At 64.8% G+C, this 11,922-nt stretch carries 11 protein-coding genes and 1 tRNA gene; 6 read left to right on the top strand and 6 right to left on the bottom strand.

Features of this window, described 5'->3' with window-relative positions:
* Positions 1-75: 75 nt before the first annotated feature.
* Positions 76-1,098: an ABC transporter ATP-binding protein gene (locus ODR01_RS14065; protein WP_316978307.1), complete on the top strand. Its 1,023-nt coding sequence runs from the start codon at positions 76-78 to the stop codon at positions 1,096-1,098.
* Positions 1,095-2,135, top strand: a complete 1,041-nt coding sequence (locus tag ODR01_RS14070) for an ABC transporter ATP-binding protein (RefSeq protein WP_316978308.1) — start codon at positions 1,095-1,097, stop codon at positions 2,133-2,135. Before ODR01_RS14065 ends, ODR01_RS14070 begins: the two co-directional genes overlap by 4 nt.
* 15 nt (positions 2,136-2,150) lie before the next feature.
* Here the strand turns inward: ODR01_RS14070 and ODR01_RS14075 are convergent, their stop codons facing one another.
* Positions 2,151-3,425 (bottom strand): pyridoxal phosphate-dependent aminotransferase, encoded by a 1,275-nt coding sequence (locus ODR01_RS14075; protein WP_316978309.1) that lies wholly within the window; start codon positions 3,423-3,425, stop codon positions 2,151-2,153.
* Between the two features lie 373 nt (positions 3,426-3,798).
* Here ODR01_RS14075 and ODR01_RS14080 point away from each other — a divergent pair, with 373 nt between their 5' ends.
* From ODR01_RS14080 to ODR01_RS14090, 3 genes are all read left to right on the top strand, one after another.
* Entirely contained in the window at positions 3,799-4,659 is an 861-nt protein-coding gene (locus ODR01_RS14080; protein WP_316978310.1) for a site-specific integrase, read from the top strand.
* Between the two features lie 10 nt (positions 4,660-4,669).
* On the top strand, positions 4,670-5,875 hold the full coding sequence (locus tag ODR01_RS14085; protein WP_316978311.1) for an IS91 family transposase: 1,206 nt from the start codon (positions 4,670-4,672) through the stop codon (positions 5,873-5,875).
* Between the two features lie 413 nt (positions 5,876-6,288).
* Positions 6,289-7,234 (top strand): IS630 family transposase gene (locus ODR01_RS14090; RefSeq protein WP_316978312.1). Its coding sequence is split into 2 segments (ribosomal slippage): positions 6,289-6,632 and positions 6,631-7,234, totalling 948 coding nucleotides; the frame shifts between segments, so codons are not numbered across the junction.
* A gap of 157 nt (positions 7,235-7,391) precedes the next feature.
* Here ODR01_RS14090 and ODR01_RS14095 read toward each other — a convergent pair.
* A complete protein-coding gene (locus ODR01_RS14095) occupies positions 7,392-7,946 on the bottom strand; it encodes a TetR/AcrR family transcriptional regulator (RefSeq protein ID WP_316978313.1) in 555 nt (184 codons plus the stop codon).
* A gap of 103 nt (positions 7,947-8,049) precedes the next feature.
* Here ODR01_RS14095 and ODR01_RS14100 point away from each other — a divergent pair, with 103 nt between their 5' ends.
* Positions 8,050-8,469 carry an acyl-CoA thioesterase gene (locus tag ODR01_RS14100; protein WP_316978314.1) on the top strand — a complete coding sequence of 140 codons (420 nt, stop codon included), beginning with the start codon at positions 8,050-8,052 and terminating at the stop codon, positions 8,467-8,469.
* Between the two features lie 421 nt (positions 8,470-8,890).
* Here the strand turns inward: ODR01_RS14100 and ODR01_RS14105 are convergent.
* From ODR01_RS14105 to gatB, 4 genes are all read right to left on the bottom strand, one after another.
* Positions 8,891-8,982: transfer RNA gene (locus ODR01_RS14105), tRNA-Ser, on the bottom strand.
* A gap of 114 nt (positions 8,983-9,096) precedes the next feature.
* Positions 9,097-9,645: a YbaK/EbsC family protein gene (locus ODR01_RS14110; RefSeq protein ID WP_316978315.1), complete on the bottom strand. Its 549-nt coding sequence runs from the start codon at positions 9,643-9,645 to the stop codon at positions 9,097-9,099.
* Positions 9,642-10,274: a glutathione S-transferase family protein gene (locus ODR01_RS14115; RefSeq protein ID WP_394356834.1), complete on the bottom strand. Its 633-nt coding sequence runs from the start codon at positions 10,272-10,274 to the stop codon at positions 9,642-9,644. The genes ODR01_RS14110 and ODR01_RS14115 overlap by 4 nt, the downstream gene beginning before the upstream one ends.
* A 184-nt stretch (positions 10,275-10,458) precedes the next feature.
* Positions 10,459-11,919, bottom strand: coding sequence for an Asp-tRNA(Asn)/Glu-tRNA(Gln) amidotransferase subunit GatB (gatB, locus tag ODR01_RS14120; protein WP_316978316.1), 1,461 nt, complete (start codon positions 11,917-11,919; stop codon positions 10,459-10,461).
* Between the last annotated feature and the right edge of the window lie 3 nt (positions 11,920-11,922).

Consider the following 11,922-nt stretch of genomic DNA (forward strand, 5'->3'; position numbering starts at 1 on the left):
ACGGCAAAAGGTCATGGCCTTCGAGATTCCAACACGCGGTGTCCTCCTAAACCGGGAGATCATTCAGGGCCGCTCATGAGCGACATATCGGCAGACCCGATCCTGGAGGTCGAGAACCTCCGCACCCATTTCACGACGCGCGCCGGCCTCGTGCCGGCCGTGGACGGGGTGTCTTGCACGCTCCGTCGCGGCGAGGTGCTCGGCGTGGTCGGCGAGTCCGGGTGCGGCAAGAGCGTGACCGCCCTTTCCATTCTTCGCCTCATCCCCGACCCGCCGGGGCGGATCGTCGGCGGCGAAATCCGCTTCCGCGGCACCAATCTGCTCGATCTCACGGAGGAGCAGATGCGCTCCATCCGCGGCAACGAGATCTCGATGATCTTCCAGGAGCCGATGACGTCGCTGCATCCGATCATGACCATCGGCAACCAGTTGACCGAAACCCTCATGCTGCATCGCGGATTGTCGGCGTCGGGTGCCTGGGACAAGGCGGTGGAAATGTTGCGGCTGGTCCGCATCCCCGAACCGGAAAGGCGGGTGAGCGAATATCCCCACCAGATGTCGGGCGGCATGCGTCAGCGCGTGATGATCGCGATGGCACTATCCTGCGACCCCAAGATCCTGATCGCGGACGAACCCACGACCGCACTCGACGTAACGATCCAGGCGCAGATCCTGACCCTGATGCGCGAATTGCAGGAAAAGCTGGGGACGGCCACCATGCTGATCACCCACGACATGGGGGTTGTCGCCGAGACCGCGCACCGGGTGGCCGTCATGTATGCCGGTAAGATCGTCGAGGAGGCCTCGGTGCAGGATCTCTTCGCGGCCCCCTGTCATCCCTATACGCAGGGACTACTGGCCTCCATCCCGCGCCTCGAAGCGTCTTCAGTGGTGGCGAGCGCGGAGCGGACCCGCCTCATGGAGATCCCAGGACTTGTGCCATCCCTGGTCAATCTTCCGAGGGGCTGCGCCTTTGCGCCACGCTGCACCTATGCGTCGGAACGCTGCCGGCGTGAACAGCCGGCGCTGGAAGAAATACGTCCCGATCATCGAGCGGCATGTTGGGAAGCCAGCCAGCTTGCGACGGAGGCGGCATGATGGCCCCGACCCAGACTCCCGCAGTCGCGGAAACTCCATTTCTTCTCGATGTCCGCGATCTCAAAAAGCACTTCGCCATCCGCAAGGGCCTTCTGCGGCGCGTTGTCGGTTACGTCTACGCCGTGGACGGCATTTCACTGACGCTTCGCCATGGCGAGACCCTGGGCGTCGTAGGAGAGAGCGGCTGCGGTAAGTCGACGGCGGGAAAGACCATTATGAAGCTGATGGAACCCACCTCCGGCAGCATCCGGATACGGGGTCAGGACATTACACACCTCGATCGAAAATCCATGCGGCCATTCCGCCGTGAAATGCAGATGATCTTCCAGGATCCCTATTCGTCGCTCAACCCGCGCCTCACTGCCGGTTCCATCGTCGGCGAGCCGCTGACCGTACATCGCGTTGTTGCGGGACGGGAGAAGGAGGACCGGGTCGCGGCGCTCTTCAAGCGCGTTGGCCTGCGGCCCGACGACATGAGAAAATATCCGAACGAGTTTTCGGGAGGGCAGCGCCAACGTATCGGCATCGCCCGCTCGCTCGCCTTGAATCCGCAATTGATCATCGGCGACGAGCCGGTTTCGGCGCTCGACGTGTCGATCCAGGCACAGGTAATCAACCTGCTCATCGACCTGCAGCAGGAGTTCAATCTTTCCTACCTATTCATCGCCCACGATCTGGCCGTGGTGCAGCACATCAGTCACCGGATCGCGGTAATGTACCTGGGGCGAGTGGTCGAACTCGCAGACAAACGTACGCTTTTCACTTCGCCTCTCCACCCGTACACCCAGGCGCTTCTGTCGGCCGTTCCGATTCCGAATCCCACCGCCAACAGAACCGGCCGGATCGTGCTCACTGGTGACGTGCCGAGCCCAATTAGGCGACCGTCCGGCTGCCACTTCCACACTCGCTGCCCCTACGCCATGGACCACTGTCGCGTGGCGGCTCCGGCCTATGGCGAAGTGCGGCCGGGGCATTGGGTGGCCTGTCACCTGCACGCCATCGAACCCGCCAAAGCTGCGGACGTAGCTTGCGGCTGATCCCTGCCCACCGAACTACCGCTGCTCGTTGATCATCCTCTGCAAACGATCGAGCCCCATGCGCACGTTGTCCTCGGGCGGCCCAAACGAGAAGCGAAGCCAGGACGCGTAGGGCGACGGCTCTTTGCGATCTCCGCCGGGGTTGACGTCAAAGAAATGGCCGGGAACTGTCATCACTTTGTGTTGCAGTGCGGCACGGAAGAAACCCTCCGCGTCATTCAACGGCGGCGGCAGGTTCTCGACCGAAGCCCAGACGTAGAAGGTCCCTTGTGGCGGGCATGGACAGACGAGGCCCATCTCCTTCAGCCGCGCCACCATCAGGTTGCGCTTTTTCGCAAAAGCCGTCCGCAGCGCGGTCGTTTCCTGATCGGCTCGCGCCGGCTCCAGCACCGTGAGCGCCGCGTGCTGCTGCATCGGCTGGCAGGGGCCGCCGTCAACGGCACTGGCAACGCGGTTTAGGATCTCGATCATGTCGGCGGGACCCACCGCCCAACCTACCCGCCAACCCGGGTAGCGAAAGCTCTTGGTCAAACCGTCGATGAGAATGACTGGATCGCTGTTCACGTCCTCCACATAGGCCGCCGCCGACACCGGTCCGTCGCTTGGCGTGCCGTCGTCGGTATAAATGAAGTGGGAATAGAATTCGTCGCAGACGAGCGTGCAGTCGTGGTCACACGCGACCCTCACGTAGCCCCGCAGTTCGTCGTCACGGACTACTTGGCCGGTGGGATTGCACGGATTCGAAAAAATGAACGCCTGGATACCCTGGCCGACCACTTCCCTTTCCAGGCGCGCCGCCGTAATTGAAAAGCGCTCATCCACCTCGGCGCGCAGCATCACCGGCGACAGTCGGGCCAGATGGAGGCCAATCATATCCTCGTAAGCGGTATAGTCCGGGACCTTGTATGCCAACTTCACCGAGGACAGGGCGGCAAACACGCGCGACAAAACGAGGCGCCCGCCATCGGCAACGGCGACGTTCTCCTTCCCGTACTGCGATGCCTTTCCTCGTCGGTAGAGGCGGTTGTAATGCTCGGCGATCGCCTGGCGCAGGGCCTCGGTCCCTCCCACCGGCCCGTAGGCATGATCGGCAGGGTCGAATTTGATTTCACTCACGCGCGTCGGCGCGCCCGGAATATCCCCAACCTCCGGCTGTCCCTGACCGAGATTGCACCAGTCCGGGTGACCATTCCAGAAGCCCAGCTTGGATGCCTCGTGGACCACGAAAATGACGCCCATGTACGGGACATAACGAAAGGCCCCCAAATGCTGCGGCTTCTCGTCTAGCACTTGATTCTCTCCCAAATCTTGTTTCCGGCTGGCCACGCCCTGGATGCACGCCCGGCGCTTTTGCGTTGCCACAAAAGATATCAGGGATTGCGGTGCTGTCACGGGAATATGCGAAGCAAACCAAGTCACGCGTAATCAATTTTTTTGTTCACGCAATTTCCGCCCCGGACCCGTGAATCCAGTAGCCGGTTCAGCCGACGCCGTGAGGGCTTGTTCGAACGCAGCACCTAGAGCGGGATGAAGATAGGCTGAATCGATTTGGGATTGAACTAACCCGCTGGCGCGGGAGGTAGGGGTCGGCACCGGACGGAAGGTTTCCGGTTTGAGAGGATATCGGGTGTTGAAGCCCGACCTATCAGACAGGAGAAGCCCGATGGTGGAGATGAGCCCTCTGCGCCGGCGGATGATCGAGGACATGACGGTCCGCAATCTGTCGCCGGCGACGCAACGGTCCTATGTTCACGCGATCTCGAAGTTCAGCCGCCATTTCAAGCGCTCGCCGGACCGGCTCGGCCTGGAGGACGTTCGCGCTTACCAGGTGCATCTTGTTTCGAAGGGCATCTCATGGCCGGGGCTGAACCAGACGGTATGTGCGCTGCGGTTCTTCTACGGCGTGACGCTGGGCCATGGGGAGATCCCGGAGCGGATCCCCTATGCGCGCGAGCCGCGTACGCTGCCGGTGGTGCTGAGCGCCGACGAGGTGGTCCGGTTTCTCGAAGCGGTACCGAGCCTGAAGACCCGCACCGCCTTGACGGCCGCCTATGCGGCGAGGCTGCGTGCATCGGAGGCGGTCGGTCTCAGGATCGGCGACATCGACAGCCGGCGGATGGTGATCCGGGTCGAGCATGGCAAGGGCGGCAAGGACCGCTATGTCATGCTGTCGGCGCAACTGCTGCGGATTTTGCGTACCTACTGGCGACTGGCGCGGCCCAAGGAGTGGCTGTTTCCCGGTCGCGACGATAGCGGCCCGATCGACGTGCAGGTGCTCTATTCGGCCTGCCGCTCCGCCGCCGCGGCGGCGGGTCTCGGCAAGCGGGTGACGGTGCACACCCTGCGCCACAGCTTCGCTACCCATCTGTTGGAGAACGGCACCGACATCCGCATCATCCAGGTGCTGCTCGGCCACAACAACCTGTCGAGCACGGCGCGATACACCCGGGTCTCGGCGGGCCTGATCCGGAAGACCGAGAGCCCACTCGACCGGTTGCCGTTGGAGGTGGTTCCGCCCGGCTGAGGATCGGACGGTGTCGGTCGGACTGGAGGTGGCGGACATCTTCCGCCGCCACGGCGACGCCTATCGGCAGGCTCGGGCCGGCCACCTTGGCCGCGTCGAGCGGCGCATCATGAGCGCGGTTGAGCTGTGCCGGACGGCGGCGCTGGGCGGCCATACCGAGCAGTGCTCGGAATGCGGCCTGGTCCGGATTGCCTACAATTCCTGCCGCAACCGCCATTGCCCGAAGTGCCAGGGGACGGCGCGGGCGGAATGGCTGGCGGATCGCCAGGCCGAACTGCTGCCGGTGCCATACTTCCATCTTGTCTTCACCCTGCCGGCGCCGGCGGCCGAGATCGCCTTCCAGAACAAGAAGACGGTCTACGGGATCCTGTTCAAGGCGGCGGCCGAGACATTGCGCACGATCGCGGCCGACCCGAGGCATCTGGGGGCCGAGATCGGCGTTGTCGCCGTGCTTCACACCTGGGGCCAGAACCTGCATCACCATCCGCACCTCCATTGCGTCGTGCCGGGCGGCGGCCTGTCGCCCGAGCCTGCCCCCGCGCAGGCGGGGGGTACGCGCTGGGTCGCCTGCCGGCCCGGCTTCTTCGTGCCCGTCCGCGTGCTCTCCCGGCTGTTCCGTCGCTTGTTCCTCGACCAGCTGCAAGGCGCCTTCGAGCGCGGCTCCCTCGGCTTCTTTGGAGACCTCGCCGCCCTCGCCGACCCCGCGGCCTTCGCCGCCCGGATCGATGCCTTGCGCCGGGTCGAATGGGTCGTCTATGCCAAACCGCCGTTCGGCGGCCCCGAGCAGGTGCTGGCCTACCTCGGCCGCTACACCCATCGCGTCGCCATCGCCAACTCCCGTCTCGTCGGCGTCACCGATACCGACGTGGCGTTCCGCTGGAAGGACTATCGCCATCACGGCAAGGCGAAGGTGATGACCCTCGCCGCCCACGAGTTCATCCGCCGCTTCCTGCTGCACGCCCTGCCGGACGGCTTTCACCGCATCCGTCACTTCGGCTTCCTCGCCAACGGTCACCGCGCCGACAAGCTCGCGCTCTGCCGCAGGCTGCTGGCCGCAACTGCACCGGTCGAGCCCATCGTATCCGTCCGGGCATGCCGTCAGTCCACCACCCGCGCGCACGATGTCTGCCCTTGCTGCGGAGCACCGATGATCAAGCTCGGCAGGCTGCCGCAAGCCGCGATGCCGACCACCGCGTTCTGGAGCGATACATCATGAGCAGGCGCCCCCTCTTCTGTCCCGAGCCCGGACAGCGGCGCCCCGCGGCGGCGTCCCGGATCGTTGTTGCCGAACGCCCACCAGAACCCTCATTCCGCGTTCCAATAGCGAGCCGGCGCTTCCTCTCTTCGGTTCCGGCCGTCGGCACGAGGCCCTTCACCGCGTCGCCGATCCCATCGCGCCTGATCTCCGTGTCGCCGCACGCCCCGCTGCCAGCATCTCGGACCAAGCGCCACAGCTAAAATCCCCATAGCGCGCCCGCCATCCCGCGGGTCAGTTCAATCCGGCTTCAATGAGGTCGCGACCACGCACCGCAGCCGCTTCCTCGCCGCGCGACCTCACAGAACCCTCCAGATTCCCATTGGGTTCTAAATCTGATTCAACATGTTGGCTGGGGAAGGAGGCCAGCATGGATGGCGAAACCCTATTCGATAGATCTTCGGGAACGGGTAGTTGCGGCGGTTGAGCGAGGCGGCCTTTCGCGTCATCGGGCTGCGGCGCGCTTTGATCTCGGGGTCAGTACGGTGATCAGGTGGGTTCGGCATTTCCGAGAGACGGGCAGTGTGGCGCCGGGCCAGATGGGAGGGCACCGGCCGAAGACGATCCGGGGCGAGCACCGCGACTGGCTGCTTCGGCGGTGCAAGGAGGGGGAATTCACCTTGCGCGGCTTGGTCGCTGAGCTGGCGGACCGCGGCGTCAAGGTCGACTACCGCAGCGTTTGGGAATTCGTCCATGCCGAGAAGCTGAGCTTCAGAAAAAACCGTGCTTCCCAGCGAGCAGGATCGGCCTGACATCGCCCGAAGGCGCGAGCAGTGGGCCAAATATCAGGACCGGATCGCCCTTGAGCGCCTCGTCTTCATCGATGAGACGTGGACCAAGACCAACATGGCGCCGCTCAGGGGATGGGCGCCGCGCGGCCACCGGCTCAATGCCAAAGTCCCGCACGGCCATTGGAAGACCATGACCTTTCTGGCCGCCCTGCGCCACGACCGCATCGACGCCCCCTGGGTCCTCGACGGCCCGATCAACGGCGAGCGCTTCCAGGTCTACGTCGATAAGGTCCTCGTCCCCACACTCCGCCCCGGAGACATCGTCATCATGGACAATCTCGGCAGCCACAAGGGCAACATTATCCGCCTGCTCATCCGCGCCGCCGGCGCCAAGCTGTTCTTCCTGCCGAAATACTCGCCCGACCTGAACCCCATCGAACAGGTGTTCACCAAGCTCAAGCACCTGTTGCGCAAGGCCGCCGCCCGCTCCGTCGAGGCCCTCTGCAACGCCATCGGCAGCCTTCTCAATGCTTTCCGTCCCGAGGAGTGTGCAAACCTCCTCAGAAACGCCGGATATGGGTCAGCCTAAACCCATCATGATCTAGAAGATCGGATAAGCCCTCACAGGATCGGCTGAATCGGCTATTGGGTTCACGGGGCCGGGTCATGACGCAACCGGCCATTCAGACCACGGGGCACAAAGTTCGGAAAGGTTATTGGGCGACGGCGCCACTTGCCGCGCGCAGTCAATTCTTTCTCAGGTTTTCCAGGGCATCTGCGGTGACTTGGCGCACGGCATTCGGCTCGTGACCAAGGACCGTCTGAAGACCGCCGCCGATCAGCGCGTCGCCCAGCGCCGGGACGACGACGGCCGACACCATCCGGCTGATGGCTTTGGCGCCGCCCGCCCGCAAGCCGGCGTCACCTTCGGCCAGGTCGCCGACCAGATCGGCGACAGCGGCATAAAGGGGCGCCAGGCGATGGCCGGCGCCGGTCGCCGCCAGCCAGGCGACGAGCCGGCCGGCGCCATCGGCGGCAAACGCATCGAAGACGACGTCGACCACTTCGCGCGCGCTTATCTCGCCTCGCCTCAGGTGGGCCACCGCGGTGGCCGCGGCGGCGGCCAGATCCTCGGTGATGGAGGTGATCAACGCCACATGGAGCGCATCGACCGTTCCGAAATGGTAGGTGACGTTACCGTGCGTCACGCCGGCCCTGACCGCCACCGCCTTCAGCGTGATCGCCTGCGGCCCCGAGTCGCGCAGTAGGTGGCGGGCCGCCCGGATGGCCTGGGCGCGCATCTCTTGCGGGGCGCGACGTTGACGGGTGGGCTTAACAAACACTTCGCGAATGCTTATTGTCATAGGTGACAATAATACCGGCACGCCGGTCGAGGTACAAGCCATGTCCCAGCACGCCCCGCAGACCTACGAATACGATCTCGATGTCGCCGCCACCGACATCGATGAAATGGGTCACGTCAACAACGCCGTCTATCTGACGTGGGTGCAGGTGGCGGTTCTCCGCCATTGGAACCGCATCGCGCCCAAGGAGGCGGTGGCCGGGCATCTGTGGGTGGCCTTGAAGCACGAGATCCGCTATCGGCACCCGGCGTTCCTCCACGATCATGTCATCGTCAAGGTCGTGCTGGAAAAGCTGCTCGGCGCGCGCGCCTTCTACAAGACGATGATCCGCCACGGTGACGACGTGCTGGCGGAAGTCAACAGTTGTTGGTGCTGCCTGGATGCGGTGACCCGCAAACCGGTCCGGCTGGCCCGTGACATCGTGGCCCGTTTCCTGCCGGCGGAAGTCCCCACCCACTGACGGTGCCGGCGATACTGGTCCTCCCGATTGCCCGGTGCGGCCCGACGCCGAGGGCCCATTCGTCCTGCTGATCGAGCCCTCCGCCGATGGTCTCTCGGTGCTGGGCATGGTCAGCGAACAGCAAATCATCTCGAGCGCGATCCGGCATGCCTTGCCCATGAGCGCAAAGACTTGAGCCTCCTGGGTGCCAAGCCCATCGGCCAGAGGCGTCGAATCGTAGGATTAGGGGCGCCGGCCGCCGCACGATCGGCACCGAGGATGATATAGCAACCGGGAAACCCATGCCGATCCCCGGCCGTTTTTCGCCGAACCGGCGGGGTCCGAAACCCAGGCCTTGCCTGGTACACAGACATGGGGCACATTGACGATCTGAACTGTCTCGCCGCGGCGGATTTCTGCGGTTTTCAGGGTGTTTGAAATGTGGCGGAGAGGGGGGGATTCGAACCCCCGGTGCCCCGTTAAGAGCACGACGGTTTAGCAAACCGCTGGTTTAAGCCACTCACCCACCTCTCCAGAAGGGCCCCAACGAATATGCTGGACGCGATGCCGCGTCCAGCCGCTCCGCCGGGGAAAGCCGTCTTGTCGTCGCCGCCCGCGGGGGCGGAGGCCCCGCTCGAGCGTCCCGTTCTACAAAAGGCCGTCCACCCTGTCAAACGGCCTTTGCATCGGACGCGCCGGATGATGGGGCTCGCCGTCGGTGACGGCGTAGCTGACGATGCCGCCGGTGAGCCGCTTGAGTTCGTCGGCCGTGACGGCGAAAACGTGACGGCCATCGCCGGCCGGAACGTAGAGGGTGGCGAAACGCTTGAGGCTGACGTCGATGGCGATCGGCAGGCCTTGGGCGAGCGCGATGGGGGCGACGCCGCCGGCGGCGAACCCCGTCGCCCGTTCCGTTTCGGAGGCTTCCGCCGGCCGCACTTCGCCTTCGAGGTTGAGCGTGCGGGGCAACGCCTCGGCCCGGCACACCCTGTCTCCCGCCACCAGGACCACGCCCGGCCGCTCGCCGACGATGAAGACGAGCGATTGCACGATGGCCCCGCGGGACGCGCCCAGCGCCGCCGCCCTGTCCTCCGGCGTCGCCGCCCAGCGCGGCAGGCGCACCACCTGGGCCGCCGAGCCGGCCGCGACCAGCGCCCGGCGTACCGCCTTGACGCCACCGCCGCCAAACAGGCTCACGCCGGCACCTCCAGGCCCTTCTTCACGGCCGGGCGGGCGGCGATGGCCTGAAACCAGCGCTTCACGTGCGGGAAGTCGGCAAAGTCGATGTCCTGCCATTCATAGCGCACCGTCCACGGAAAGGTGGCGATGTCGGCGATGGAATAGTCGTGCCCGCCCAGAAACTCCGCCTCGGCCAACCGGCGGTCCATGACGCCGTAAAGGCGCCGGGTTTCGTCCGTATAGCGCTTCTTGGCGTAGGGCACGTCCTCGGGGGCGAAGCGGTTGAAGTGGTGGGTCTGGCCGAACATCGGGCCGACGCCGCCCATCTGCCACATCAGCCATTGAATGACGGTTATGCGGGCGCGCGGGTCGGCGGGCAAAAGCGGGCTTTCGTACTTCTCGGCGAGATAGATGAGGATGGCGCCGGACTCGAAGACCGAGAGCGGCCGGCCTCCCGGCCCGTTGGGATCGACGATGGCGGGGATGCGGTTGTTGGGGCTGATCTTCAGGAACTCGGGCTCGAACTGGGCACCGGCGTTGATATCGATGGGATGCACCTCGTAGGGCACGCCCAGCTCTTCGAGCATGATCGAGGCCTTGCGGCCGTTCGAGGTCTTCCAGGTGTAAAGGTGGATCATCGCGGCCATCCCTCTCCATCGCCCGTCGCGTCCCCACGATGGCATCTGCGATGCGTCCCGGCAAGGGGCGGAAGGGCGATGATCGCGACACCCCCTCCTTGCCCTCCCCCACAAGAGAGGAGGGAAGTGCCGCGCCGCTCCACCTTCTTCCCCCTCCCCCTCGACGAGGAAGTGCCGGGGAGGGAGTGAGCCGCTACCCCTTGAGCTTGTCCTTCAGGAGCTGGTTCACCACCCCGGGGTTGGCCTTGCCCTGGGTGGCGCGCATCACCTGGCCGACGAACCAGCCGATGACCTTTTCGTTGCCGGCGCGGAACTGCTCGACCTGGCCCAAGTTCTTGGCGATCAGGTCATCGATCACCGCCTCGATGGCCCCGGTGTCGCTGATCTGTTTGAGGCCCTTTTCCTCGACGATGGCCTCGGCGTCCTTGCCGGTCTCGGCCATCAGTTCGAAAACCTCCTTGGCCAGCCGGCCCGAGAGCGTGCCGGCGGTGATGAGGTCGATCAATTTGCCCAGGTTCTCCGCCGTGATCGGGCAGGCCGCGATGTCCAGGCCCTTGGCGTTGAGCAGGCCGGCGAGATTGGAGATCACCCAGTTGGCCGCCGTCTTGGCGTCACGCCCCTTGGCCACCGTCTCGAAGTATTCGGCCATGCGCCGCGACGCCACCAGGGCTCCGGCGTCATAGGGGGTAAGCCCGAAGTCCCTGATGAACCGTTCCTTTTTGTCGTCCGGCAGTTCCGGCAGCGTCGCCTTGATGCGATCGACGAAGTCCTGGGTCAGCTTGAGCGGCAGCAGGTCGGGATCGGGGAAATAGCGGTAGTCGTGGGCGAACTCCTTGGTCCGCATGGGCCGCGTCTCGCCCTTGGCCGAATCGAAGAGCCGCGTTTCCTGGATGATTTCCTCACCTGCCTCATAGGCCTCGACCTGGCGGGCCGCCTCGTACTCCATGGCCTGCATGACGAAGCGCACGGAATTCAGGTTCTTGCACTCGGTGCGGGTGCGAAGCCCGGTCTCGCCCACTTTGCGCACCGACACGTTGATGTCGCAGCGCATGGAGCCTTCCTCCATGTTGCCGTCGCAGGTGCCAAGGTAGCGCATGATCGAGCGCAGCTTGCGCAGGTAGGCGCCGGCTTCTTCCGGCGCGCGGATGTCGGGCTTCGACACGATCTCCATCAGGCAGACGCCGGAACGGTTGAGATCGATGAACGATCGCTTGGGGTCCTGGTCGTGCATCGACTTGCCGGCGTCCTGCTCCATGTGCAGGCGCTCGATGCCGATCTCGCGCGTGGTGCCGTCGGGCATGTCGAGGATGACGACGCCCTCGCCCACCACCGGGTGCTTGAACTGCGAGATCTGATAGCCCTGCGGCAGGTCGGCGTAGAAGTAGTTCTTGCGCTCGAACACGCTGAAGAGGTTGATCTCAGCCTTCAAGCCCAGCCCGGTGCGCACCGCCTGCTCGATGCAGTATTCGTTGATGACCGGCAGCATGCCCGGCATGGCGGCGTCGATCAGCGAAACCTGGGTGTTGGGCTCCGCCCCGAAGGCGGTGGCCGAGCCGGAAAAGAGCTTGGCGTTGGACACCACCTGCCCATGCACCTCGAGCCCGCACACCAGCTCCCAATCCCCAGTCTCGCCCGTGATGATCCAGTCCGCCATGGC

It is taken from the genome of Shumkonia mesophila, assembly GCF_026163695.1.
Lineage (GTDB): Bacteria > Pseudomonadota > Alphaproteobacteria > Rhodospirillales > Shumkoniaceae > Shumkonia > Shumkonia mesophila.